The sequence below is a fragment of the uncultured Oscillibacter sp. genome, from assembly GCF_950073225.1.
Classification (GTDB): domain Bacteria; phylum Bacillota; class Clostridia; order Oscillospirales; family Oscillospiraceae; genus Oscillibacter.
Genome location: NZ_CATMPS010000004.1, coordinates 111,811 through 134,848, shown reverse-complemented (window position 1 = coordinate 134,848; position 23,038 = coordinate 111,811). Strand labels below are relative to the sequence as shown.

At 57.4% G+C, this 23,038-nt stretch carries 26 protein-coding genes and 1 pseudogene; 14 read left to right on the top strand and 13 right to left on the bottom strand.

All coding sequences use genetic code 11. From position 1 onward, the window contains the following. Positions 1–89: 89 nt before the first annotated feature. Complete coding sequence (locus Q1M04_RS04390; RefSeq protein ID WP_300346185.1) at positions 90–764, bottom strand: hypothetical protein; 675 nt, start codon at positions 762–764, stop codon at positions 90–92. Positions 765–889: 125 nt separating this feature from the next. Here Q1M04_RS04390 and Q1M04_RS04385 point away from each other — a divergent pair, with 125 nt between their 5' ends. Continuing rightward, positions 890–1,237: a helix-turn-helix domain-containing protein gene (locus Q1M04_RS04385; RefSeq protein WP_300346186.1), complete on the top strand. Its 348-nt coding sequence runs from the start codon at positions 890–892 to the stop codon at positions 1,235–1,237. Positions 1,238–1,367: 130 nt separating this feature from the next. Here the strand turns inward: Q1M04_RS04385 and Q1M04_RS04380 are convergent, their stop codons facing one another. From Q1M04_RS04380 to Q1M04_RS04370, 3 genes are read right to left on the bottom strand one after another with little or no spacing between them, the layout of a single operon-like run. Next, positions 1,368–1,622 carry a helix-turn-helix domain-containing protein gene (locus tag Q1M04_RS04380; protein WP_300346187.1) on the bottom strand — a complete coding sequence of 85 codons (255 nt, stop codon included), beginning with the start codon at positions 1,620–1,622 and terminating at the stop codon, positions 1,368–1,370. Between the two features lies 1 nt (position 1,623). Next, positions 1,624–3,474, bottom strand: a complete 1,851-nt coding sequence (locus tag Q1M04_RS04375; protein ID WP_300346188.1) for a type IV secretory system conjugative DNA transfer family protein — start codon at positions 3,472–3,474, stop codon at positions 1,624–1,626. 11 nt (positions 3,475–3,485) lie between these two features. After that, a complete protein-coding gene (locus tag Q1M04_RS04370) occupies positions 3,486–4,937 on the bottom strand; it encodes a DUF3991 and toprim domain-containing protein (protein ID WP_300346190.1) in 1,452 nt (483 codons plus the stop codon). A gap of 302 nt (positions 4,938–5,239) precedes the next feature. Here Q1M04_RS04370 and Q1M04_RS04365 point away from each other — a divergent pair, with 302 nt between their 5' ends. Both Q1M04_RS04365 and Q1M04_RS04360 read left to right on the top strand, forming a co-directional pair. Further along, positions 5,240–5,728, top strand: coding sequence for an HD domain-containing protein (locus Q1M04_RS04365; protein ID WP_300346192.1), 489 nt, complete (start codon positions 5,240–5,242; stop codon positions 5,726–5,728). Between the two features lie 173 nt (positions 5,729–5,901). Next, positions 5,902–6,639 carry a glutamine amidotransferase-related protein gene (locus tag Q1M04_RS04360; protein WP_300346194.1) on the top strand — a complete coding sequence of 246 codons (738 nt, stop codon included), beginning with the start codon at positions 5,902–5,904 and terminating at the stop codon, positions 6,637–6,639. Between the two features lie 459 nt (positions 6,640–7,098). Here the strand turns inward: Q1M04_RS04360 and Q1M04_RS04355 are convergent, their stop codons facing one another. The 3 genes and pseudogenes from Q1M04_RS04355 to Q1M04_RS04345 all read right to left on the bottom strand — a co-directional run. Next, on the bottom strand, positions 7,099–7,566 hold the full coding sequence (locus Q1M04_RS04355; RefSeq protein ID WP_300346196.1) for a hypothetical protein: 468 nt from the start codon (positions 7,564–7,566) through the stop codon (positions 7,099–7,101). Between the two features lie 20 nt (positions 7,567–7,586). After that, positions 7,587–7,937, bottom strand: a complete 351-nt coding sequence (locus tag Q1M04_RS04350) for a hypothetical protein (RefSeq protein ID WP_300346280.1) — start codon at positions 7,935–7,937, stop codon at positions 7,587–7,589. 42 nt (positions 7,938–7,979) lie between these two features. Next, a pseudogene (locus Q1M04_RS04345) lies at positions 7,980–8,944 on the bottom strand (SpaA isopeptide-forming pilin-related protein); the annotation flags it as partial. A gap of 43 nt (positions 8,945–8,987) precedes the next feature. On the opposite strand from Q1M04_RS04345, the gene Q1M04_RS04340 reads away from it, so the two are divergent. From Q1M04_RS04340 to Q1M04_RS04295, 10 genes are all read left to right on the top strand, one after another. Next, positions 8,988–9,185, top strand: coding sequence for a hypothetical protein (locus Q1M04_RS04340; RefSeq protein ID WP_300346198.1), 198 nt, complete (start codon positions 8,988–8,990; stop codon positions 9,183–9,185). After that, a complete protein-coding gene (locus tag Q1M04_RS04335) occupies positions 9,179–10,306 on the top strand; it encodes a hypothetical protein (protein WP_300346200.1) in 1,128 nt (375 codons plus the stop codon). The genes Q1M04_RS04340 and Q1M04_RS04335 overlap by 7 nt, the downstream gene beginning before the upstream one ends. Beyond that, on the top strand, positions 10,303–12,249 hold the full coding sequence (locus Q1M04_RS04330; RefSeq protein ID WP_300346202.1) for a VirD4-like conjugal transfer protein, CD1115 family: 1,947 nt from the start codon (positions 10,303–10,305) through the stop codon (positions 12,247–12,249). The genes Q1M04_RS04335 and Q1M04_RS04330 overlap by 4 nt, the downstream gene beginning before the upstream one ends. A gap of 239 nt (positions 12,250–12,488) precedes the next feature. Next, positions 12,489–13,931 (top strand): S1 RNA-binding domain-containing protein, encoded by a 1,443-nt coding sequence (locus tag Q1M04_RS04325; protein ID WP_300346204.1) that lies wholly within the window; start codon positions 12,489–12,491, stop codon positions 13,929–13,931. A gap of 12 nt (positions 13,932–13,943) precedes the next feature. Then, the gene (locus Q1M04_RS04320; protein ID WP_300346206.1) at positions 13,944–14,453 is read left to right on the top strand and encodes a hypothetical protein; all 510 of its coding nucleotides are present in this window, start codon (positions 13,944–13,946) and stop codon (positions 14,451–14,453) included. 404 nt (positions 14,454–14,857) lie between these two features. After that, on the top strand, positions 14,858–15,361 hold the full coding sequence (locus Q1M04_RS04315) for a zinc-finger-containing protein (protein ID WP_300346208.1): 504 nt from the start codon (positions 14,858–14,860) through the stop codon (positions 15,359–15,361). Further along, positions 15,324–15,851 (top strand): sigma-70 family RNA polymerase sigma factor, encoded by a 528-nt coding sequence (locus Q1M04_RS04310; protein WP_300346209.1) that lies wholly within the window; start codon positions 15,324–15,326, stop codon positions 15,849–15,851. The genes Q1M04_RS04315 and Q1M04_RS04310 overlap by 38 nt, the downstream gene beginning before the upstream one ends. A 92-nt stretch (positions 15,852–15,943) precedes the next feature. Next, positions 15,944–16,216, top strand: coding sequence for an HU family DNA-binding protein (locus Q1M04_RS04305; RefSeq protein WP_300346210.1), 273 nt, complete (start codon positions 15,944–15,946; stop codon positions 16,214–16,216). Between the two features lie 136 nt (positions 16,217–16,352). Further along, positions 16,353–16,625 carry a type II toxin-antitoxin system Phd/YefM family antitoxin gene (locus tag Q1M04_RS04300; protein WP_300346212.1) on the top strand — a complete coding sequence of 91 codons (273 nt, stop codon included), beginning with the start codon at positions 16,353–16,355 and terminating at the stop codon, positions 16,623–16,625. Further along, positions 16,612–16,914, top strand: coding sequence for a type II toxin-antitoxin system RelE/ParE family toxin (locus Q1M04_RS04295; RefSeq protein ID WP_300346214.1), 303 nt, complete (start codon positions 16,612–16,614; stop codon positions 16,912–16,914). The genes Q1M04_RS04300 and Q1M04_RS04295 overlap by 14 nt, the downstream gene beginning before the upstream one ends. 56 nt (positions 16,915–16,970) lie before the next feature. Here the strand turns inward: Q1M04_RS04295 and Q1M04_RS04290 are convergent, their stop codons facing one another. Beyond that, on the bottom strand, positions 16,971–17,318 hold the full coding sequence (locus Q1M04_RS04290; protein WP_300346216.1) for a helix-turn-helix domain-containing protein: 348 nt from the start codon (positions 17,316–17,318) through the stop codon (positions 16,971–16,973). Between the two features lie 122 nt (positions 17,319–17,440). On the opposite strand from Q1M04_RS04290, the gene Q1M04_RS04285 reads away from it, so the two are divergent. Continuing rightward, the gene (locus tag Q1M04_RS04285; protein WP_300346217.1) at positions 17,441–17,977 is read left to right on the top strand and encodes an SLOG family protein; all 537 of its coding nucleotides are present in this window, start codon (positions 17,441–17,443) and stop codon (positions 17,975–17,977) included. A 359-nt stretch (positions 17,978–18,336) separates the two neighbouring features. Here the strand turns inward: Q1M04_RS04285 and Q1M04_RS04280 are convergent, their stop codons facing one another. The 5 genes from Q1M04_RS04280 to Q1M04_RS04260 are packed head-to-tail and all read right to left on the bottom strand — an operon-like array spanning position 18,337 to position 22,816. Further along, positions 18,337–18,942 carry a phosphoribosylanthranilate isomerase gene (locus Q1M04_RS04280; RefSeq protein ID WP_300346218.1) on the bottom strand — a complete coding sequence of 202 codons (606 nt, stop codon included), beginning with the start codon at positions 18,940–18,942 and terminating at the stop codon, positions 18,337–18,339. Next, positions 18,939–19,730, bottom strand: coding sequence for an indole-3-glycerol phosphate synthase TrpC (trpC, locus tag Q1M04_RS04275; RefSeq protein ID WP_300346220.1), 792 nt, complete (start codon positions 19,728–19,730; stop codon positions 18,939–18,941). Before trpC ends, Q1M04_RS04280 begins: the two co-directional genes overlap by 4 nt. Positions 19,731–19,733: 3 nt before the next feature. Then, positions 19,734–20,759, bottom strand: a complete 1,026-nt coding sequence (trpD, locus tag Q1M04_RS04270) for an anthranilate phosphoribosyltransferase (RefSeq protein WP_300346222.1) — start codon at positions 20,757–20,759, stop codon at positions 19,734–19,736. Between the two features lie 18 nt (positions 20,760–20,777). After that, the gene (locus Q1M04_RS04265; protein WP_300346224.1) at positions 20,778–21,344 is read right to left on the bottom strand and encodes an aminodeoxychorismate/anthranilate synthase component II; all 567 of its coding nucleotides are present in this window, start codon (positions 21,342–21,344) and stop codon (positions 20,778–20,780) included. Further along, positions 21,341–22,816, bottom strand: coding sequence for an anthranilate synthase component I family protein (locus Q1M04_RS04260; protein WP_300346226.1), 1,476 nt, complete (start codon positions 22,814–22,816; stop codon positions 21,341–21,343). The genes Q1M04_RS04265 and Q1M04_RS04260 overlap by 4 nt, the downstream gene beginning before the upstream one ends. Between the last annotated feature and the right edge of the window lie 222 nt (positions 22,817–23,038).

The window sequence follows — 23,038 nt, the reverse complement described above, 5'->3', positions numbered from 1 at the left end:
TGTGGTGATTAAATTATACCACATTTCAGGATGGAATTCTTCTTTTATTTTCATTTTTTCACTGAATCCGTCTGCTTTTTTAATCGTCATTATGCCAAATTGAAAAAATACGAAAACTCAAACCGCATTGGGTAGTAAATGAAAAGATCCAGCTGGCGCGTTTTTTTGTCCGGTTTCCTTATCTCGCAGTCAATCTCAAAATCTCCCACGGTAAAGTGGCTATTGCGCTCATCAAAGACGCAGATCTCCTTTGTGCTGAGTTCGATAGCGCCAACACCGAAGCATTGATCAATTCTCTGGGGTAAAAGTTCGTTCAAACAGTCCTCGCATAAAAACTCGGCTGCTTTGTCCGGGTCCAGAATTTCATCTTCATATAAATCAACGGTACCCATGGCATATCCCAGGTCATAGTCCAGCAGCAGGCTTGCAAAAAAGCCGTCGTCCTTGCTTCTTCCGCCGCCAAGGGATACCGTGCCGGTGGGTTCTTCGAGCATCTGACCAGTCAATCTATCATAGCGGTTAATTTCAAGCACTATGGGCTCAAAGGTGTTCAGGCTGATGATCGCCACATTTTTTTGCCCCCAGTAAAGGGGAAGCAGGTTTTCGATACCCTCTTTGCACAAATAGCAGTCCTCCGCCGATGTGTCGGAGTGATAAACGGTTTCTTCTGCTCCACATCCTGTCAGGCTCAATTCAAACAATGCCAGCAGGGCAAGCATAAATCTTTTCAAACTTTTCTCTGCGAATAAACGGATTCTTTTCATCAACACACCTCCAACATTTTTTGCCTTGTACTATGCCTATATAGTCGGTTGCGCTTTAAGGTTATTATAGTATAGCCAAATTGCACATACAATACAAGTACCAAAATCGCGGAGGTACTTGGGTTATGATCGATTACAAAAGCATTGGCACCCGGATTCGCGCTGTCCGCCAGGAGAAAAAGCTGACACAGGAGCAGCTGGCGGAGGCTGTCGGAGTGGGAGTTACCCATATCAGTCATATTGAAACCGGGAACAGCGTCCCCAGCTTGCAGGTCATGGTCGATATTATCAATGCCCTGGGCTGCTCGGCAGATGAACTGTTATGTGTAGAAATCGAACAGACCCGCCCACTGCTCAATAGCTGGTTCAGTGAGCTTGTGGCCGACTGCGATAGTACGGAAATCAAATTGATTACCGACATGGTGATTTCCCTGAAATCTTCTCTGCGGCGGCTGAAAATCACTGGGCAGTAAAGTGTTTCATTTCTCTGTACTAATCCCGTATCCTTCAGGTGGTAGCTTCTGGGGGTTTCATCATGACGCACCCCTGGCCCAGAAAAACGGCAGAGTCATCCCTTGGCGAAGACTCTGCCGTTTTTGCGCGTCATAACAGTCGGTATTTGTTAGATGTACAGCTCCCGTTTTCCCGCCAGCGTGGTTCCGCTGTAAGCCACCCGGACTGCTGGAGTTCCCGCAGGGCTCTCTGGACGGTGGCGCGGGAGAGATGCAGATCTTTTCCAATGGTGCGCACCGAGGGCCAGCAAATACCCTCGGCATTGGTCCTGCCTTTGAGATACATATAAACAGTAACCGCCCGGTGCGGCAGTTCGGCGGCGTAGATGGAATCAAAGTATCCCATATCACGGTTCCTCCGAATCTGTACGGATATTGGTGGGCGGAGGAAATTCCCGCCGCATATGCCGGCTTTGGGCGTATGCCAGTCCGCCTCTAACGGGTGGAACTTTTGGCGCAGACAGAGGCGCAGGAGGAGGTACAGAAGGCGTATCGCTCTCCGGCTGCTGCATATGGTGCCGGCGCAGGACCGCCCGTTCCAGCTCCTGCTTATTGGCGTAAGACACGGTTCGGGCCGATTTCTCCTCCAGCAGATACGGCTCTCCGAAGGTGATGCCCCAGTCCAGGAACAGCCGCAGCCGGGTCTGCGTGGGATGGGAGCCGGTTTTCATGACCACAAAGCGGCTCTTGGGGATAGATTTTAATTCATCCGGGGTCATCAAGGGCCGCTCGATCATCTGGAGGGATTGACTGGGGTCGTTCTTGCCCTTGCTGATGGAGCCGCTCAGCACTGTGCGGCTGCCCAGGGCTTTGGACAGTACCTCGGCGGTCTGACTATTGGGCGCAAAACCGCCGAAAATAGTATCCTGGACGTTGTCTTGGATAATTTCCGCACCTTCTTTTCCGTAGTTTTTCTCCAACTGCGCGAGGCTTTGGATAATGGGAACCAGCGTCAGTTTCCGGGAGCGCCCGGCGGAGAACAGGGGCAGAATATCGAAGGCGGGCATGGTGCCCAGCTCATCGCAGAACAGCACCACCCGGTTGGGGAGCTTGCCGCCATGTTCATCGGCCACAGAGAACAACTCACGGGACAACGTCTGGATCATCAATCCAGCCATGAAGTTCTTGCTGGGGTCCTCCTCCGGCAGCACCAAAAAGATGGCGGATTTTTGCGAGGCGAAGGTTTCGGCGTCGATGGCGCTGTCAAAACAGAGGACCTGTTCCAGCTCAGAATCCAGGAAGGCGTTCAGGCGGGACAGTACCGTGGACATGACGGAGGCCATGGCTTGATCGGAGGAGTTCAGCGCCGCCCCGGCGAACCAGCGGGCCTTGTGGGTTTCCGGCAGGCGATCCATAAGAACCTGAAAGTCGTTCTTGCCCTTGGCGGTCTTGCTGGGAGCCAGCAGATCCTGTACCAGCTTGAAGACGCTGACGATGTGCCGTTTCTCGGAGCCGCCCTCCTTCTCGGGCGGCAGATACTCGGCCAGAAGCAGGATCACCGCAGACAGAAGTCCCTCGGCGGCATCGTAGAAAAATGCGTTCTGCCCGTAACTGGAGGCGTCTCCCTCCGGGTTGACGATGGTCTTGGCGAGAATTTTGGCATATTTCTCTGCCTTGGCCCGAACCGCCAGATTCTCCGGGTTCTCCCGGCAGACATCCATATAGTGGTTGATGAGCGTCAGAAGGTTGTACCCATCGGAGCGGGTGGGATTGCGCAGGTCGATGACGGCCACTTTGTAGCCGTAATGCTGGACGGCGATAGTGCCGTAGTTCCGAGCCAGATCACCTTTCGTATCCAGTGCGAGAAAGCTCATGCCGCTGGCGCAGGCGTATTCCAGGTTGGGATACAGGAAGAACGCCGTTTTGCCCACGCCGGACGCACCGATCATCAGGCAGTGGATGTCGTCGCTGTCTACCAGGGCAGAGACGGCGTTCTTTTTTCCCTCGCAGCCCAGGACAAGGCCCTGGACTTTGGGGAGATTCGCGCCCTTTCGCCATTGAACGGGTCGGAAGGGAATGTATTGATAGGTTCGCCTGAGTTCCTTTTTCGTGGCCCAGCGGGCGGTGCCGTGCTGGCCATCGCCAACGGTTTTTGCCTTAATGCCATTGAGGGAGCCGTTGGAGTGTGTGGCGAGAACAGCGATCAGCAAAAACGCCGCGCCCGCCAGCACGATAAACATAATTGCGGATTGATCCATAAGACCTCCAATTACATAGTCATTTCAAAATCGGAATGGGTTTGCTGCTGCTTCTGCCATTTCTTCAGCTCTTCAGCCTCGTATTTGACGGAGACCTTGGCGAACTCCGCCGCCAGCTCCAGCCAAGCTCCGGCCATCTGCCGCTTATCCTCGGCGGAGCGGATGCCGGGGACTTTGCTCCGTTTTAAGGCGGCTTGCATTTTGGCATTCAGCTCCTGACAGCGGTTTTTGAGAGAGCCGTTGTTCTGATAGGGCAGGATATGACCGCACAGCCGGTTTTGCAGTTCCTCTGCGCCGACAGGCTCTCCGAGCTGCCGCAGTTCCCGGCCATAAGCCGCCAGCGCCAGAGCAGACGCTTGCTCCATGCACTCCACCGCCTTGCCGAGACGGCCCCAGCGGAGATGCTCCGCGTAAAATTGAAGCAGCCTGGAAAGCGCTCTCTCCAGGCTGTCGGGTTTGACGTTTTCACTTTTTTCCGCAATGAATTGGCAGACGTCATCTGCGACGGCAAGCTGGGGATGCTCCTCCGCTTGCAGAGCCGGGAGGCCGTGGGCGGCTTTCAGGTCCTCGTTCCAGTCTTTGAATTCTGATTGGAGAATGGTTACGCTGTTGTATCCGTGTTCGCGCAGAATTTCGGTAAGCCGTCCGCAGGCCTCAATGCCCGCCTCGTCATGATCCAGACAAAGGAAAATATCCTGGATATCAGGGTTTTGTTCCAGCATCCAGAGCATGGCGTGTTCCGATGTGCCGCAGAGGGCGGCGTAGCTGTAGGTCTGCCAGTCCTTCGGGTAGAGAGTGAGAAAGGACAGCATATCAATGGGAGCCTCGAAGACATAGAGCCGGTCGCTGGTTCCGGTGTGGTGAAAACTGTACCGAGCGTCGCAGCCGCCTACATTCCTTTTGAATCCTGGGCCTTGGCTGAACAATCCCCGCTTATGGGCGTGACGGGGGACACCGTTTTCATCCATACCGACGAACACGGCGTTGTGGTGGTCGTTCCCGCCTCTGGACGGTTCCCGGCTTTCGTAGATCAGCTTGGCATGGACAAAGGCATCCAGCACAGGACGACTGATGAGCCTCTGCTTGAGCAGATAGGCGTAGACACGGCGCATGGTATCATTCTTCGGAGGAAGGCAAAATTCCTTCTGCTTTTTTGGCTTTGGAGATACAGAGCGAATTTTCTCCGGTTCGCCGTTTGACAGGCGACTGCCATTCAGGAGCCGGGCTACCGCCTCCGGGTAACTGAGGTCATAGAACTTTCGGACGAAGGAAATGGGACCGCCGCCCTCCTTCGTGGCGTGGTCGAACCACTCGTTTCCCCGGATGGTGACGCTGTGGTTGCTGGCAAGACGCTTTTCTCCTCCGCTGGACAGGAGCACTTCTTCTTGGGAAAGAAGAAACGCCTCCAGATCCACGGAGGCGGCGCACCGTTTTTGCTCATCGGTAAAATGAATATAGGGCATGATGTCCTCCTTGTTTTTATAATTTATGACTTTATCAGAGAGGAACGCCACGGGCAAGATTCCCGATAAGCATTTCAACCTGGAAGTTATTCTGACCGCTGAGGAAGGAGAAAAAGCATAAAATGTGATAGCGACGAGGAATGGGGAACGGGAATAAAACAAGCCGCATATGCGCCGGGTAAGGAAGACGTAAGAGAGACCGAGTAAGATTCCTTTCCGGCTGGTTGATTTGGTTGCGTTGTTGTGTTATACTTCTGCCGGAAACGACCCAAAAAAACCGCAATTTGTAGAAGGTGAGCAATATGATAATCTCGCAAATTATGGAAAAAATGATTGCCTTTTCAGAGGGTGATATACATGACATTGACCACTTTATCCGCGTATGGACATATGCGAAGACAATCGGTGAGCTGGAGGGAATTGAATATGAGATACAGAATTGCCTTGAGATTGCTGCAATTGTTCACGATATAGCCTGTCCGTTGTGCCGGAAAAAATATGGAAATACCAACGGGAAGCTTCAGGAAAAAGAAGGTGCGCAAATAGTCAGAGAATTTCTGTCAGAGTTTGAGCTGTCTGCAGAACAAATTGATAGGATCAGTTATCTTGTTGGGCATCATCACACGTATTCTAATATTGATGGTATGGACTATCAGATTTTAATTGAAGCGGATTATATTGCTAATGCGTCAGAAAACGGCTACAGTAGGTCGAATGTCGAAAGCTTTATGCACAAAATTATGAAAACTGGGAGCGGTAAAAGAATTTTAGAGGCTGTGTTTTCTCTATAAATGACGCATCGGAGGTATAGTGTTTCGATTGGTAATCAATGGATTCGGTGTTTTATTTGTGGTAGGTTTTACTGCAATGAATCGATCATGATTTTTGAATTTCTTTCAGTAATGAAGTCCCAGCTTAAAGTGAACAGAATATAATCCGAAGCTGCAGAAGGAGAAATGGTATTATGAAAGTCCATATCATCCAACATGATTTTTGGGTAGAGCCGGGCGAATATACAGCATGGGCGAACAGGCGCGGACACGAGGTTTCTTACACGAAATGCTGGAAATACGACTGTCTTCCCGAAAACATACATGCGGATATGCTTATCATTCTTGGCGGATTACAGTGTCCAGCAACGACACCTGATGAATGTGATTATTTTGATGCTGCTGCGGAAAAACGATTGATCAGAAAGTATATTGATGCAGGCAAAATGGTTGTCGGCGTCTGTCTTGGTGCACAGCTCATTGGCGAAGCTTTGGGCGCAGCGTATCAACACAGCCCAGAACGTGAGATTGGGCCTGTCCTCGCAAAACTCACAGAAGCCGGACGAGCAGATCCGTTTCTAAAGGACATTCCAGATGCTTTTTATGCGGGAGCATGGCATAATGATATGCCTGGATTGACCTGTGAATCTGTTGTTCTTGCCAAAAGCGATGGATGTCCAAGGCAAATTGTACGATATGGAACCTATGTATATGGTCTTCAGACCCACATGGAATTCACCCATGATATCATTGCCAAAGGGATTCAGAATGCGAAAGAAAGTTTAATAAGACAGGAGGCGGAGCGTTTTGTTCAGTCGAAAGAGGAACTGCTTGCTTTTGATTACACAGAGATGAATCGGCAATTATCTGGTTTCCTTGATTGTATGATCAATGACTATGTCAAAAACAGGGGAGAAACAGTATTCGGTTAATCAGAAAATTCCGGTTTATCGGAGAATTGGAAATCTCTTTGGAACAAAAGGTGTATTTCTGTATATGATTTGCGGCCATATATTTACGTTCTGTGAGACCCAGCCCTGACTTGCAATAATCAGGGCCGTTTGCGGTGCTCTGCTCCGAATAAAGGGTTGCTCCCTTGCGCCGTTTTGCGGCTATCCCAGGGAGGATGAATATCGCCACCCTTGACCGTTTGCCTAACACAGCAGGTAGACGGCCTTTTATTTTGCTAAAAAGGAGGATAAATACCATGAAGAAATCACGCGAGGAAGTGGAGAGGGAGTGTGCGAAGCTGAGGTCAAAATAGAGTAGTACCAGCACCGGGGCCAGCGGTTGGAGAACTGCATCCGCTATTATACAGAGGGCGAGTTGCATAAAATTGAGCGGCTGCTCTATAGACCACGTCGGAAGAAACTCCGCCGCTCCATTTCCGCCTAGCGGCGAAAATTCCGCTCCGCTGCGTTCCTTCCTCCTTTCCCCACTGGACCCGCTGCACTGGGTTCCAGCGAGGTCCCCATATCAGCCATACCGTTGAACAGGCCATGTGTGCCGATGCGCTCCGCGCGGGGACGCTGGGCGATGTAGCTGACGTAGTTCTCCCGCTTGGCGATCTGGTCGTAGTTGTCCTCTATGGCTCGGGTGATAAACTCCGAGGCGGCGGCGCGGGTGGGGGATGACTTATAGTCCCCGTACTCGAACATCCCGCGGCTCAAGGGGAAATCACGGAGGAGTCGTTCCACTATAGTCCGCTGTTTCTTCGTGGCAGGCAGATCAGCCTGATCCGGTGTGAACCTCTCTACACCATCACGGGTGGCGACATAGCGGACGTAGTTGTTCAGGTGGGCAGCGGCTTTCTTCGTCCCCGGCTTGATGTAGGGGCATTTGAATATGATCCGGGGCATGAAGTGTCACCGCCTTTCTGTTATATGCCGCCTCTCTGGTACTCCACCGCCTTGTCCAGCGTGACGCTGCCGCTGGTTTTCTTTACATTCTGGACGCACCGGCCCCGGAGGCTATGGAGCGCGTCGTCGCTGATTTCCATCCCAGCTGCCAGCACATTCATCACCATGTCCAGCTCCACCGCCAGTTTGAACAGCAGACGGCAGATCCGATTCTCTGTGTCCTGCACTGTACCGCGCAGGACGGAGGCCAGCGCAGGCGGCAGGTAGGCGGTAGCATCCTGCCCGGAGACGTAGCCGGCATAAAACAGCGCGGCCTTCTCCAAATACTCACTGCGGCTTTTGCACCCCGCAGTCTCCACCGCCCGATCCATCACCTCCAGCGTGGATGGGTACAGCCAGACGGGGATGGCCGTCTTGACGATCTGGCCGGCGTGTTCGATCTCCACCTCAATGGGAGTTTTGTCCAGCCCGTAAAAATCGGCAGCCTTGGATTCCACAATTTTGTATCGCCCTAACGGCAGAGGCTTGGACACAGCGACGCCATTTTTATCGGTGCGGATGGTATCCACCAGATTGCCGGTGCGGTAGTGGTAGATCTCAAACTCGGTGTTGGGAATGGGGGTCCCGGCGGGCCAGCCGTTCATGGAATTGTAGTCCTCGGAGGTCTTGGAGATCTGGATCTGTCCTGTGACGGCGGTGTTCTCCCAGGTGATCTCAGTGGTGGTCCCATCAGTGACGTAGACCGTCTTCAGCTGCGTATCCACCAGGTACCCCTCATTTTCCAGCTCCCGCAGGTAGTAGCGGCCAGAGGAGGGCAGATCGTCGATATACACATAGCCCTTGTCATCGCTGCTGTACTGTCTGATGGGGTCTTGCTGGCGTCGTAGAGCAGGAAGGTCACCCCGTAAATTCCCTTTTTGGTGGTGGAATCGACCTTATGGATCAGGATGCCGCTCATGGCCCGGTTTGTGACCGTGAGGGTGGTCGTTTTACCGTCCCGAATAGTGAAATAGACGGGTGTGCTGTCCAGTTTGAAGCCTTTACCGGCCTCGGTTTCCACCGCGTAGTAGTCCCCGGCGTTCAGGTCCAGGTGGGCGCGGCCCTGTTTGTCGGTGGTCACGGTATCCACCAGCCCGCCGTCCATCTTTCTGATCTCAAAGGTGACATTGGGGATGCGCTTATCTCTGTCCGCCTCATTGACCTTGATCAGCTCCAGCCCGCCCGCGCTCTTATTAATAAAGGTGAGGGTCTGGCCGCCGATTCCGCCCTTGATCTCAATGCTCTTGGGGGTGGGGTCCAGCACCACGCCGTCGGGCACATGGAGTTCCTTAGCGGTGATGACCGTCCCCGGCTCCAGATTGGGGAGTACAATGCGGCCATACATGACGAAAAAAACGGCGTTCTGAAGGAGGCACAGCTGTATGAAACCCATCCCGAAACAGGCAAAAAAGATATGTAAAAACCGGGGCGCTTCCAGGCCTCCGCTGTACATATCTCTGAAACGGCGAAAAACCCTTGGAAAATCAGGCGTTTCCAGCCCCGGCAAGTGGGAGGTTTACGGCAAACAGAGGTGGGGCGATGACGAAAAATCCGACAAGCCGGGTGAGGCCCAATGCTGAACCTCCGCCCGGGCAGTCATGTGTACAGCCTCCTGCTTGTACTGGCTGCTGTGGGTGAGTTTCCCACACGCTCACTGCGGCTGCTCGGCAATGAGCGCTCTTACGAGGCGCTGGTCCACCGGCTGGAAACTGTGCAGCAATTCCGTTCGGCGGACGGCAATGGCCTCGGGAGCTATAAGCTGCTGACGGTCAGCGGCAGAGGAGAGCGGCGTACCATCCATCTCAGCAAGAGCGCCCTTCCGCTCCTTTCAACTCTGCATCCATCTGCGCTGGAATGCTATATGGAAGCGACGGGCGGACATCGGTTCTCCGGAAGCCGCGCGCATATCCAGCGCAACCATCGTGTGGCGGAATCCCTGGCGGTCTGCCTCAGCGCCGGGGTGGAGACACGCCCCTGGATTCTCCCGCCCCTGCAAAAGCGGCGGATCGAACGGCGCGTGCCCGATACGCCCAGCTTCTATCTTGCCAAGGCCTTGAAGCGGCTGGACGGCACAGAGCTGAACAAGACCATCTTCACACGCCTGACAGGAGCGCTCTTCTCCCCCGGCTGTTGTTACGCCGTTTACAACACCCAGGGGCATGTGATGAAGTGGAGCGGCATGGGGGAGTTCAAAACCGCCTGCCACCTGACTGAGCTGGCCCGTATGAACGCGGGCTTGGAGCAGGTGGACCGGGCGCTTCTTCTGGGGGAGCGGATGGACGTGGCGCTTCAGACGCTGCTGGAATCGGATAAAAGCCCCAGGATGGAACTGCGCTTTGACCGCATTTATCCTCATATCCACTTTATCCCCGCGGACCGCCAGGGTGTTCGGCTGCTTCGCCTTCTCACGCTCCCGGACTGGAACGAGCGGCTGCTGTCGGCCGTGTTCCCACACGAATGGCGGCTGACAGGCCCCGGCTCCTTTGAGTGTGACGCCCGGCATGAGGGCCGCTTTATCCTCTCCCACCTGGACGGGGATATCGCCCGCCTGATCCGGTTCCGGCAGGCGCTGGAGAATGGCGCAGGCCCCTTTGAGGTCCTGTGCTTTCCCTGGCAGGCCGCGTTTCTGCGGGAGTATCTGGGCGGCGCAGTCCCATTGCGTCTGCTCTCCATTGACGCGCTGGAAGGAGGAATGGAATGAAGGAGAAAAACGGGAAGCTCCCGGAAGACGAAAAGCGGCGCCGGAGGGCCCTTGCCGCTGCCGCCCTGCTGGGCTTGGCGGGAATTCTATACCTGAGCGGCCTGCTGGCCCAGCTCCGGACCGGGTACCGAAGCTGGATGGCCGAAGGCGGAATGGCCGGGCAGTCCCTGATGCCGCCCGTCTCACTGAATCCTCTGCGCTGCTGGCGCTGTGCCTTTTCTCTGACGGGAGTGCAAAGCATTCTGTTTCTTCTGCTCCTGGCCGGGGCCTCGGTCCTCTATGTCAAGCTCCACGACCGCTTCGGTGGAAAGAATCCCGACGAACGGAATTTCTCCCGCAGTGATCGGGGCACCTACGGCACCGCAGGGTGGATGGGAGATCAGGAACTCCGCGACGTTCTGGAGGTGGCCAGCCCGGCCAAGGCCCGGGGCATCATTCTGGGTAAACGGCAAAACGGCGACCTGATCTGTCTGCCGGAGGACACCCGGCTCAACAAGCACGTCGCGGTCTTCGGCGCCAGCGGCACCATGAAGTCCAGAGGCGTCATCCGCCCGGCCCTGTTCCAGAGCATCCGGCGGGGAGAGTCCGTGGTCGTCACGGACCCCAAGTCGGAAATCTACTCGGACACCGTGGAGCTGTTCCGAAAGCACGGCTATACCGTGCGGGTCTATAACCTGCTTCAGCCCCAGCACAGCGATTCCTGGAACTGCATGTTCGATTTGAACGGCGATACCCTGATGGCCCAGGTCCTGACGGATGTCATCATCGCGAATACAAAGGGAGACGGAAAGGGGGACCACTTCTGGGATAACGGCGAGGCGAATCTGCTCAAAAGCATGATCCTCTATGTGGATCAGGACCCCAGCCGCGGGCCGGAGGAACGAAACCTGCCCGCTGTCTACCAAATGCTTACGCAGACCTCGGAAAAGCAGCTGGGGGCGCTGTTTGACCGTCTGCCCCTATCCCATCCGGCCAAGGCCCCCTATAATCTCTTCAGCCAGGCCAGCGACAATGTGCGGGCGGGCATCATCCTGGGCCTGGGCACCCGGCTTCAGGTCCTTCAGAGCGAGGCCGCCCGGCAGATCACCAAGCACTCCGACATCGACCTGGCGGAGCCGGGAAAAAGCAAGTGTATCTATTACATCATCCTGGACGATCAGAACTCCTCCCTGGAATTCCTGTCGTCTCTGTTCTTCGCCTTCCTGTTCATCAAGCTGGTCCGCTACGCCGACAGCACGCCGGAGCAGCGCTGCAAGGTCCCGGTCAACATCATCCTGGACGAGATGAATAATATCGGGGTGATCCCCGACTTCGGGCGACGGCTCTCCACGATCCGCTCCCGCTCCCTTCAGGTACTGATGGCCTGCCAGAACCTGCCCCAGATCCAGAACCGATACCCCAACAACCTCTGGGCAGAGTTGCTGGGCAACGCGGACACCCAGCTCATGCTGGGCTGCACGGACGATGTGACGGCGGAATTTATCAGCGCCCGGAGCGGGGACATGACGGTGGAGGTGAACTCCACCATGACCACCCGGCAGAGCATCGCCGTTGCCCAGGTCATTCCCCAGTACCGTTACACCGAGGGCCTGGGCCGGAGGCGGCTGCTGACGCCGGACGAGGTGCTGCGCCTGCCCAACGATCAGGTCTTGATCATCATACGCGGGCAGAAGATCCTGCGGGCCTGGAAGTTCGATTACACCGGACATCCATACGCCAGGGAGATGTCAAAGACCAGCATCCAGGAGTTCGTGCCCTGCCGGCTGGCGGAGTCTGCTCCATCCGAGCCGCGGCCCCCAGTGACAGCAATGGCGATTTCGCCCTTGAGCGAGCCGCCCGACGCACCGCCGCCGGTATCTCCGCCGCCGGAACTAGAGGCGGCCAAGCCAGTGAAGCGGCGTCCGGCTCTCTATGAAAGCGCGGCGCCGCCGGAGGACTTTTAAGGAAGCACTGAATAAATCCCCGCGCACGTCTTGCCGCCAAATTTTCCGCCTGGCTGCGTTAAAAAACCTTGAAATCCGTCAGGATTCCTGCGGTTTTTTGCCTTGCCAGACAAAAAATTTGGCTGGCAATCCGCACACGTCGATTTAATCAGCGCTTCCTTAACCCCCTGAAAGAAGGGCAGCCAAAACCGGCCGCCCTCTTTTTATATCTCAATCCAACACAAAGGAGGAACTACAACATGCCTAGAAAGAAAATCACTCCCGAGCAGGAACCCATCAGTGAGGGTATGGAGCTCGGAATTGACACAGAGCAGATGAATCCTGAAGCTGCCGGTGAGCAGGCTGGAATCGGGCCCTGCCCGCCTGGGGAATCGGATGCGTTCGAGCTTTCGTCCGTGCCGGAAGGCGCTCCGGAGGAAGAAGCCGAAACGTTTGAACCCCAGCCCGCCTTGGAGCCGGAGTCCGACGGCCTGCCGGATGGGCCCCCGTCTCCTGGGGAGCCGGAAACGGGCCTGGAGGGCGACGGCCTGGGCAGCGCCCCCCTGTCCGACCTGGAGGCGGCGGAAGCGTCCGCCTTCAGCGAAGGCGAAAGCGAGTCAGGCCAGGGAGATGACCTCTCCCAGCCCGGCGAGGAATTGACGGAAAGAGAATCCGGCGTTCCCTTGGAGGATGAACCCCTCACGCAGTCCGATTCCAGCGAGGGAGAAACCCCTCCGGAGCCCCAGGAGGAGCCGCCCGCCAGCGCCGAACGGTCCCAGAAGCTCCGGATGCCCCGGCAGCGGCGAGACGCCCGGATCGTCTCCATCGACGCGGAGCGCAGCGTGGAGACGGACACGGACCGCCTGCGCAGCGACCTGCTGGATTTGGTGGAGTCCATGAAGGGCAAGAAAATCCTGACGGACATGGTCCAGGGCGTGGAACGGCCCTCACCGGACTCCGAGCTTTCCTACGCGGTGGTGTATCACGGCTCCTTCAAGGTCATCATTCCCGTTTTGGAGATGGTGGAGGAGCCGGAGGATTACCGCGGCCAGCCCAAGGGCGACGTTCTGCACTACCTGCTCAATAAGCGCCTGGGCGCGGAGATCGACTACATCGTCAAGGGCGTGGATCAGGAAACCGGCGTGGCCGCGGCCAGCCGCCTGGAAGCCATGGCCAAGAAGCGGAAGGAATACTACTTCCGCACGGACACGGGCGGCAACTATCAGATCTACGAGGGCATTCGCGCCGAGGCCCGTGTCATCTCCGTTATACGGGCCGGTATCTTCATCGACCTGTTCGGCGCTGAAACCTACATTCCCCTGAAGGAACTCTCCTACCAGCGCTGGGTCGATGCTGGCGTGCACTATCAGCCTGGCCAGCGGGTGCTGGTGAAGGTGCTGGAGGTGGACCGCTCCGATAGAAACCGGCCCCGTGTCTCCGCCTCGGTGAAGCAGGCCAGCGAGAACCCCTACGAAAAGGCGCTCCAGAAATACAGCGTGGGCAGCCGCTATGTGGGCACCGTCAGTCTGGTGGACCTCAACGGCGTGTTTGTCTCTTTGGATGGCGGCATCGACTGCCTGTGCAGCTATCCGCCCCGGGGCCGGCCTCCCCGCGGCTCGCGGGTGACGGTCCGTATTCTGGGCATCAACCGCGAGAACAACCGGATCTGGGGGGCCATCACCCATATGACCACCACCAGATAGGGAGGCGCCATCATGAACATCTCCAGCATTTCTCCCCGGCGATGGGCCGCGCTGCTGCTCACTGTTCTCCTGATGCTGTCTCTGACCCCCGCCGCCCTGGCGGACACGGACGAAAATACGCCGCGCATCACAAAGCAACCCGATCAGCTGGTTCTTCAGCTGGGCACGCGCTGGGCCGGTGTGGAGTTCGAGCTTCGCACGGACGCCGGTAAGTTTCCCGTCCCTGTGGTAGTGGATGAAACCGGCGTCCTCACCATGGACCTGGGGGGAAGCAGCACTTATACGCTCAGCTGCCTGGAATCCTCAGTCCCGCTCCCAGAGCCGGAAGTGGAACCGGTAAAGGAACCGGCGGAGGATTTACCCGCACCGCAGGAACCCACCGAAGGCGATTCTTCCTCCCACCTGCTGGCGGTTTTCCTTTTGCTGCTGTTGGCCGTCATCGTGATCGCCGCCTTGGTCTACATGAAACACCAGCGGCGTCCCCACTATGACAACTGGGAAGACGATGAAGACGCCCTGTAGAAGCGGCTTTGTTCTCCCAGATTGACTTTGGGCGAAAAAGTGTTAATAAACTGTAGATATTTCATATTTTGATTGACTTTTTTGCCCTGATATGGTATATTTAGAACATACCAAGGAACGCGCTCAGGCTCTCGATCCGCTGTCCTCTCTCAGCGGCAGACCTGCCGGAAACAGGGCGGGGAATCGTTACGGATCGCCGTCATGCGCAGATCCACAATAGCGTGGGCCTTGCAAAAAAACGTGTAGCCGGAAGGCTGCTGAAATACAGTACAGAGTCAATTGCTGGATGAGACACCAATACGCCAGCGCTTGATTCTGTGCTGTCTTTTTTCAGCGGCCTTCCGGCTTTTTTGCGTTTTTCACTACGAGCATAGAGGTGCGCATTGGAATAGGAGGTATCGACAATGAGCAAGAAACGTGGTTCCAGGAACAGGCGCACCCCGGCCGGCGCCGATTGGCCGCGCTGCTCCTGCGGCTGCCAGGCGGTGCTTCGGCCCGCCGGTGAGGTGTGCGGAGGAGCAAAGCCAGGCACAATGGCCTATGTGTGCCCCAGATACCCGGAGTGCGACTCCTATGTGCTGGCCAGGTCGGACACGCAGAAACCGATGGGTACTCTGGCGTGGCCGGAGCTGCGGCGGCTGCGGAGGGCGGCCCACGTCAGCTTCAACCGGCTCTACGAGTCCGGCCTGATGACGAAGCGGGAGGCATACCGCTGGCTGTCCGGTATTGTGCAGGCCCCTATGGCTTATGCGCACATCGGATACCTTGGCGAGTATTACTGCCGTGTGGTGATTGAGGAGAGCGAGAAGCTGCTGGCCAGAAACACACCCAAGGAGCCAAAAAGCAGTCAGACTGAAGGGAGGGAACGATATGCGTCCACTTACCGGCGCGGAACAAAGGCGGGTTGAAGAAAACATGGGCCTGGTAGGCCAGGTCATCAAGGACTGCGTCCACCAGTACAGCAATGGCGTATATGACTACGATGACCTGAAGCAGATCGGGTATATGGGACTGTGCAAGGCAGTCCTGACGGACAAGCCGGGCCGGGGAGAGTTTTCAACCTACGCCTACATCGTCATCCGCAACGAACTGTACAGCGCACTGGAGTATTCCACCCGCCGGGCCGCGGAGATGGCCACTGATCCGGCGGAGCTGCTGCTTTCGGAGTCCGGCGAGTCTCTGGAACAGCAGATGGTATGCGGAGAACTGCTAAACCGCCTGGAGCGAGCGGAGGCGTCTGCCTGCGGCGTCACTGCAAAGGGCTTCCAGGCCATCCATCTTTTGGCCCAGGGCTACAGCAGCCGGGAGATCGGTGAGCGGTTCGGCGTCCAGGCCAACCATGTGACCGCCTGGGTGGCCAAAGCCAGGAAGCAGCTTGCGGCCATGAGCACACCATAGAACTTTAAATTATGAGTTGCATTTTCCGGACAAGTCGGCTATAATACGCAGGCGTATTTGAGCGTACAACAACAGACAAAAGGAGATTTCCAATGAATAAAAACGAGTTGATTGCCGCCATGTCTGAAATCAGCGGCCTTTCCAAAAAGGACTGCGAAACCGCGCTGAACGCATTTACGGAAGCAGTGGAGCAGGCCCTCAAGGCCGGTGACAAGGTCCAGCTGGTTGGCTTCGGATATTTCGAGGTAAAGTCTCGGGCCGCCCGCACTGGGCGCAATCCCAAGACGAAGGAGCCTGTCGAGATTCCCGCCTCCAAGGCCCCGGTGTTCAAGGCCGGCAAGCCCCTGAAGGATGCGATCCAATAACAAAATCGCCCGTGTACTCCAATTGGGAAGTATATGGGCGATTTCTTTCATCCTGAATTTATGCGGGACTCTGCAAATATACATTGATATTTACTCAATATTTTGCTATACTCTCGATTAGAAGGAGGTGCATGTTATGCCAAGTATCCGCCCCATTTCCGATCTCCGCAACAGCGCCAATGAGATCTCGGATTTTTGCCGGCAGACCGGCGAGCCTGTTTACATCACCCGGAACGGGACAGGCGATATGGTGGTGCTCAGTTTGGAGGAATACGAACGTCAGCAGGCGCTGATTGACCTATACGGAAAGCTGGCAGCAGCGGAGCAGGAAATCGCGTCCGGCGCCGAGGGTGAGGACTTCCTGACCGTGGCTCGCAAGCTGAGAGGACGTCTGCATGGACAAGTATAAGGTCAAGATCTACCCAACGGCCAAACAGGACCTGATGGATATCATCGACTATTTGAATACACTGTCCCCTGAAGCCGCTCTGCGTTACTACGACCTCCTCACTGAGCAAATTGCAAGCCTTTCTCATATGCCGGAACGATGCCCGCGTCCAAAGGACCTTGCGTTGGCCGCAAAAGGCTACCGTTGCCTGATCATCGAAAAGTATCTGGTCTTTTACGTCGTGGACGGAGATATCGTACAAATCCGACGCATCTTGTATGGATGCCGCGATTATCATGCTTTACTATAGTAATCCCCACTAATTCAGACGAAAAGGTGAGACTTGACATTCCTGCCAGGAATTCGTCAAGTCTCACTTTCTGTTTGCTTGTCTGTATTGACCGCAGAAATAAAACTGTTTATAATATCTTCCAGATAATGGTATTGTTCTGGAGATAATTGAGAAACCTTAGCAGCGAGGGGCGCTACATCGCCATTGGATATCTCTCCAAACAGCAGGTAATCCGCGCTGATCTCCAGTGTACGGCACAGCTTGACGATATTTTGGGGGCGCAGAGCCTTCCGCCCAGTCTCTGCTGTTGAGATTGTTTGTGTGGTCATTTCCGCCCGCTCGGCAAGCTCCTCTTGGGTCAGGCGGAGCTGCTTTCTGCGCTTTGTCAGACGTTCTCCCATGCTTTGTATCAGTTCATCCATCTTACCCCTCCTAACAATAACATTCTATCCGCCATAGCGTAAAAAATTAACATGCTATAGATGGAATTTATTATCTAATGCGTTTATAATGAGGGGTATATCAAAAAAAGGGGGGTTATTTCTTGAAAAACGCATGTACTTTTACCGGCCCCAAGCCCACCCGGTTTAAGTTCAAGTACAATGAGGCCTATAAGCTGTGCAAGAAAATTAAGAAGTCTATGCTGACCCAGATGAAACGTCTTTATAATGAAAAAGGCGTCCGCCGGTTTTATATCACGAGTGCTATCGGTGTACACATGTGGGCCGGGGAGCTGGCGCTTCAACTGAAATCACAGCCGGGCTATGAGGATATTGAGCTTGCTACTGTTCTGCCGTTCCCCGACTACAACACACAATGGGACATCAAGAGCAGGAAACGGATGGAGACTCTGATTCGATGCTGTGTTGAGTGCATTACACTTGGAAAATCCGCCAGCCAGGAAAACTATGTTTTGACCAACCGCTATCTTGTAGACCATTCTCAGTTTTTAATCGCAGTAAGTGAGCACACGGATGATTCTTTTCAAGATTTGACCCAAATGGAATCCTACGCTGAGCAGAAGGACTTATGTATAATTTTTCTCCATCCTGATACAGCCGAAGCAAGGGGTGTTTTCTAGGAATCTATGTGTTGCTAGACTACAGTGCCTTGGAATATCAAAAGAATTCCGAGGCAAAGCTCCACACTCTACCTCGGAATTCGTTTCTACTTTTTTTGACCAAGGTCCGGTCCGTTCCAATCAGTCAATTCCTTTCATCTGTCTCCTACGCCATGCTTTCAGGGTATCTCCAAAATTCAGACGAAATGGAGGAACAATCTTGTGGAAGCGAAGCACGAGGAGACGTAATCACATATTGATCCAGTCAAATAGTACTATCACTGATATGTGCAACAAATACTGAAGGGAAAGAGGGCTTATCAATGTAGTAAACACAACATGATAAAGCCATGCTTCTGCGGAAGTTTCCCCAACCCGAATCAGGCTTTCCTGGCGGCGGCCACTGCAGCCCGGATTTTTTCCGGGTCCTTTTGTTTGTCCGTCTCCACGCCGCTGGAGATGTCCAGCCCGTAGGGGTGGAGAAGGCGTATCGCGTCCGGAATGTTCTCCGGCGTCAGCCCCCCGGCCAGCAGGAAGGGCCGGGCCACGCCTCCCGCCATGGACCAGTCGAAGGTCTCCCCGGTGCCGTAGCCATTGTCCAGGATGACCAGGTCCGCCGGGGAGGCACCTGCGGCCTCCAGGTCCTCGGGCCCCCGGACCTTGAAGGCCCTCCACACCGGATGGCCCGGGGCGGCGGCCCGGAGGGCGGCGATGTAGGCGGCGTCCTCGTGTCCGTGGAGCTGGGCCACGGAAATGGTGCCGTCGTTCAGCAGTGCCGCCACGTCCTCCACCGGCTGGTCCACGAAGACCCCCACGGGGACGACGCCCTCCGCCAGCCCCCGGCGCAGGGCCCGGACCTGGTCCGGGGTGCGGTTCCGGTGGCTCTTGGGGAAGTTGACGATGAAGCCGCACCAGTCGGGCCGGACGGCGTTGACATATTCGATGTCACAGGGCCGGAAGAGGCCGCAGATTTTGATCTTCGTCATACCGCCGCCTCCCGCATGGCCCTCAGCAGGGCGCTCTTATCCTCCGCCCGCATCAGCGCTTCGCCTATGAGCGCCGCGTCCGCGCCGGTTTTTCTCAGCGCCGCCGCGTCCTCCGGGCCGGTGACGCCGCTCTCGGCCACATACACGCACCCCGGCGGGATGAGGTCCCGCAGCCGGGCGGCGTTGGAGAAATCCACGGAAAAGTCCTTCAGGTTCCGGTTGTTCACGCCGATGATCTCCGCCCCCGCCTCCACGGCGGAACGGATTTCTTTTTCGTCGTGGGCCTCCACCAGGGCGGCGAGGCCCAGGCGGTGAGCCAGGTCCAGGAACCGGGCCAGGGTTTCCGTCTCCAGCAAGGAGCAGATCAGCAGCACCGCCTCCGCCCCCAGGTACCGGGCCTGGTAAATCTGATACTCGTCCACCGTGAAGTCCTTGCGGAGCATGGGGAGGGAAATCTCCCGGCGGACGGCCTGGAAAATCCCGTCGGACCCCAAAAACCACTTGGGTTCCGTCAGGCAGGACACGGCGTCGGCCCCGGCGGCCTCGTATTCCCGGGCGATGTCCAGATAGGGGAAGTCCTCCGAGATCACGCCCTTGGAGGGGGATGCTTTTTTAATTTCGCAGATGAAGCGCATCCTCGGCTGTTTCAGCGCCGCCAGGAAACGGTCCCCGCCTCCCGGACCGTCCGCCCGGCACAGCTCCCGCAGGGTCTCCAGGGGCAGGGCCGCCCGGTCCGCCGCGACGCGCTCCCGGGCGTGAGCGGCGATGGTATCCAAAATGGTCCCCATAGCTTATCCCCTCTGGGAAGCGGCCCGCACCGCCTCCAGCGCCGCCAGGGCCTTTCCGCTGTCGATGAGCTCCCCCGCCAGCCTCACACCTCCGGCCAGGTTCTCCGCCTTGCCGCCGATGCAGAGGGCCGCTCCGGCGTTCATCAAGACCACATCCCGCTTGTGCCCCCGCTCCGTGCCGCTGAGGATGGCCCGGGTCGTGGCGGCGTTCTCCTCCGGGGTCCCGCCGGTGAGGTCCGACTTTTGGCAGCGGGTCAGGCCGAACTGCTCCGGCGTGATTTCATAGGTCCGGCTGGCTCCGCTGTCAAATTCGCAGACGGTGGTGGGGGCGCTGAGGGAGATCTCGTCCAGCCTGTCCTGGCCGTAGACCACCATGCCCCGCTCCACGCCCAGCTTCATCAGCACCTGGGCCAGGGGCTCCGCCAGGGAGGGGTCGTAGACCCCCAGGAGAATGCGCCGGGGCCGGGCGGGGTTGGTCAGGGGACCCAGGATGTTGAAGACCGTCCGGATGCCCAGCTCCTTCCGGATGCCCCCCACGTACTTCATGGAAGTGTGGTACTTCTGGGCGAAGAAAAAGCACATGCCCGCCTCTTTCAGCATCTCCACGCAGCGCTCCGGCGAAAGGTCGATGTTCACCCCCAAGGCCTCCAGGCAGTCGGCGGTGCCGCACTGGGAGGAGGCGGCCCGGTTGCCGTGCTTGGCGATCTTCAGCCCCCCGGCGCAGGATACGAAGGCGGAGGTGGTGGAGATGTTGAAACTGTGGGCCCCGTCGCCCCCGGTGCCCACGATCTCCATCAGCTCCATGTCCCCCGCGTCCACCCGGAGGGCGTGCTCCCGCATGGCGGCGGCGCAGCCGGTGATTTCGTCGATGGTCTCCGCCTTGGTGCTCTTGGTGGAGAGGGCCGCCAGGAACGCCGCGTTCTGGGTGGCGGAGGTCTCCCCGTTCATGATCTCGTTCATGACCTGATAGGCTTCCTCATAGGTCAGGTCCTGCTTGTCGACAATTTTCACAATGGCTTCCTTAATCATAACAAAATCCTCCTTGAATCATAGATGGATGAAATTTTCCAGCATGGTCTTCCCGTCCGGGGTCAGTATGGACTCCGGGTGGAACTGCACGCCGAAGATGGGATACAGGTCATGCCGCACCGCCATGACCTCCCCCTCCTCCGTCCGGGCGGTGATGGCCAGGCAGTCCGGCAGGGTGTCCGGGTCCGCCGCCAGGGAGTGGTAGCGGGCCACGGGGACCCGCTCCGGCAGTCCCCGGAACAGGGGGCAGCCGGGGTCCAATGTCACGGCGGACTGCTTGCCGTGCATGAGCCGCTTGGCGTAGGTGATCGTCGCGCCAAAGGCGGCGCAGATGGCCTGGTGTCCCAGGCACACCCCCAGCATGGGGATACGGTCCCCCAGGGCCTTCACGGCCTCGATGAGGATGCCCGCGTCCTCCGGCCTGCCGGGGCCGGGAGAGAGGATGATCCGCTCCGGAGCCAGGGCCCCGATCTCCGGGACGGTCAACTCGTCGTTCCGGACGACCTTGACATCCGGCTGGATGGACCCCACCAGCTGATGGAGGTTATAGGAAAAGCTGTCATAGTTGTCAATGAGCAGAATCATAAATCCGCCTCCTTCTGGGCCAGCTCCAGGGCCTCCACCACGGCCCGGGCCTTGTTGACGCACTCCTGATACTCCCGCTCGGGGACGGAATCGGCCACGATGCCGGCCCCGGCCCGGATGAACACCCGGCCGTTTTTCTTGTAGGCCAGCCGGATGGCGATGCAGGCGTCCAGGTTCCCGGCGAAGTCCAGGTAGCCCACGGCCCCGCCGTAGACGCCCCGCTTGTCGTCCTCCAGCTGGTTGATGATCTCCATGGCCCGGAGCTTGGGGGCCCCGGAGAGGGTCCCGGCGGGGAGCACCGCGTCCAGGGCGTCCAGCGCGTCTTTGTCCTCCCGGATGACGCCCCGGACGGTGGAGCCCAGGTGCATGACGTGGGAGAAGCGGAGGACGGAGAGGTAGTTTTCCACCTCCACCGTGCCGAAGCGGCTGATCTTCCCCAGGTCGTTCCGGCCCAGGTCCACCAGCATGTTGTGTTCGGCCAGCTCCTTCTCGTCGTGGAGAAGTTCTTCTTCCAGGGCGGCGTCCTCCTCCCGGGTCTTCACCCTGGGACGGGTCCCGGCCAGGGGGAAGGTGTGCAGGACCCCGTCCTCCAGCTTCACCAGGGTCTCCGGGGAGGCCCCCGCCAGCTCCATGCTGTCGCTGGTGAAGTAGAACATGTACGGCGAGGGATTGCTGGCCCGCAGCACCCGGTAGGCGTCCAGCAGGGAACCCTCGAAGCCCGCCTCCAGCCGGTTGGACAGCACCACCTGGAAGATATCCCCCTCCCGGATGTACCGCTTGCCCTTCTCCACCATGGCCTTGTAGGCGGGCAGGTCGAAGAGGGGCGTCAGGGGCGTGGTCAGCCGTCCGGGCTGGTGCTCCATGGGCCGGCCGTGCTTGAGGAGGGCGGCCATTCGCTCCAGCTCGCCGCAGGCGGCGGGGTAGCTCTCGTCCAGGTCCGCCGTGTCCGCCCCGGCCATGAGGATGATCTTCTGGCGGTAGTTGTCAAAGCAGACTATTTTATCAAAGAGCATCAGGTCCATGTCCTGGAACTTCTCCCGGTCCTGGGCGTCCAGCTTCAGGGACGGCTCGGAGTACTTCAGGTAGTCGTAGGCGAAGTAGCCCACCAGCCCGCCGGTGAAGGGCGGCAGGCCCGGTATCCGGGGACTTTTGTGCTCCGCCAGGAGCTTGCGGAGAAACGAGGCGGGGTGCTGGATCTCCGTCCGGACCGTGTCCAGGCTCCGTATCTGGAGGATGCCGTCCTTGCAGGTGATCTCCAGGGCGGGGTCAAAGCCCAGGAAGGTGTATCTTCCCGAACCCGCGCTGTCGGCGGCGGATTCCAGCAGGAAGCAGTGCCCGCTCCCGGCCCGGAGCACCCGCAGGGCCTGGATGGGGGTGATGAAGTCGGAGAAAAGCTCCCGGCTGACGGGGATGCGGCGGTAGTCGCCGGAGCCCGCCAGGGCCCGGGCCTCCTTGAGAGACGGATAGTACATATGGGTTCCTCCTTCCGGGCGGACAAAACAAAAACGCCCGCCCTTGACCAACAAATCAGTCAAGGACGGGCGAAAACGCTCGCGGTGCCACCTTGCTTCGCGGCCCAGAGAGACCGCGCCCTCAGCGGAGTACCAACATACCCCCGGCAACTGACGTATGCCCACACGTTCCGGGGTACTCGGCGAAACGCCTTTGCCCGGACCCTCAGCGGTCCATTTGCT

Coding starts and splice junctions, on each gene's coding strand:
- Q1M04_RS04325 (WP_300346204.1), top strand. CDS start 12,489: ATGCCTAGAAAGAAAATCACTCCCGAGCAGGAACCCATCAGTGAGGGT.
- Q1M04_RS04280 (WP_300346218.1), bottom strand. CDS start 18,942: ATGACGAAGATCAAAATCTGCGGCCTCTTCCGGCCCTGTGACATCGAA.
- Q1M04_RS04295 (WP_300346214.1), top strand. CDS start 16,612: ATGGACAAGTATAAGGTCAAGATCTACCCAACGGCCAAACAGGACCTG.
- Q1M04_RS04335 (WP_300346200.1), top strand. CDS start 9,179: ATGCTGAACCTCCGCCCGGGCAGTCATGTGTACAGCCTCCTGCTTGTA.
- Q1M04_RS04340 (WP_300346198.1), top strand. CDS start 8,988: ATGAAACCCATCCCGAAACAGGCAAAAAAGATATGTAAAAACCGGGGC.
- Q1M04_RS04390 (WP_300346185.1), bottom strand. CDS start 764: ATGAAAAGAATCCGTTTATTCGCAGAGAAAAGTTTGAAAAGATTTATG.
- Q1M04_RS04350 (WP_300346280.1), bottom strand. CDS start 7,937: ATGGATCGGGCGGTGGAGACTGCGGGGTGCAAAAGCCGCAGTGAGTAT.
- Q1M04_RS04315 (WP_300346208.1), top strand. CDS start 14,858: ATGAGCAAGAAACGTGGTTCCAGGAACAGGCGCACCCCGGCCGGCGCC.
- Q1M04_RS04320 (WP_300346206.1), top strand. CDS start 13,944: ATGAACATCTCCAGCATTTCTCCCCGGCGATGGGCCGCGCTGCTGCTC.
- Q1M04_RS04375 (WP_300346188.1), bottom strand. CDS start 3,474: ATGGATCAATCCGCAATTATGTTTATCGTGCTGGCGGGCGCGGCGTTT.
- Q1M04_RS04310 (WP_300346209.1), top strand. CDS start 15,324: ATGCGTCCACTTACCGGCGCGGAACAAAGGCGGGTTGAAGAAAACATG.
- Q1M04_RS04300 (WP_300346212.1), top strand. CDS start 16,353: ATGCCAAGTATCCGCCCCATTTCCGATCTCCGCAACAGCGCCAATGAG.
- Q1M04_RS04260 (WP_300346226.1), bottom strand. CDS start 22,816: ATGTACTATCCGTCTCTCAAGGAGGCCCGGGCCCTGGCGGGCTCCGGC.
- Q1M04_RS04360 (WP_300346194.1), top strand. CDS start 5,902: ATGAAAGTCCATATCATCCAACATGATTTTTGGGTAGAGCCGGGCGAA.
- Q1M04_RS04265 (WP_300346224.1), bottom strand. CDS start 21,344: ATGATTCTGCTCATTGACAACTATGACAGCTTTTCCTATAACCTCCAT.
- Q1M04_RS04370 (WP_300346190.1), bottom strand. CDS start 4,937: ATGCCCTATATTCATTTTACCGATGAGCAAAAACGGTGCGCCGCCTCC.
- trpD (WP_300346222.1), bottom strand. CDS start 20,759: ATGATTAAGGAAGCCATTGTGAAAATTGTCGACAAGCAGGACCTGACC.
- Q1M04_RS04305 (WP_300346210.1), top strand. CDS start 15,944: ATGAATAAAAACGAGTTGATTGCCGCCATGTCTGAAATCAGCGGCCTT.
- Q1M04_RS04355 (WP_300346196.1), bottom strand. CDS start 7,566: ATGCCCCGGATCATATTCAAATGCCCCTACATCAAGCCGGGGACGAAG.
- Q1M04_RS04330 (WP_300346202.1), top strand. CDS start 10,303: ATGAAGGAGAAAAACGGGAAGCTCCCGGAAGACGAAAAGCGGCGCCGG.
- Q1M04_RS04365 (WP_300346192.1), top strand. CDS start 5,240: ATGATAATCTCGCAAATTATGGAAAAAATGATTGCCTTTTCAGAGGGT.
- Q1M04_RS04380 (WP_300346187.1), bottom strand. CDS start 1,622: ATGGGATACTTTGATTCCATCTACGCCGCCGAACTGCCGCACCGGGCG.
- Q1M04_RS04385 (WP_300346186.1), top strand. CDS start 890: ATGATCGATTACAAAAGCATTGGCACCCGGATTCGCGCTGTCCGCCAG.
- Q1M04_RS04290 (WP_300346216.1), bottom strand. CDS start 17,318: ATGGATGAACTGATACAAAGCATGGGAGAACGTCTGACAAAGCGCAGA.
- trpC (WP_300346220.1), bottom strand. CDS start 19,730: ATGGGGACCATTTTGGATACCATCGCCGCTCACGCCCGGGAGCGCGTC.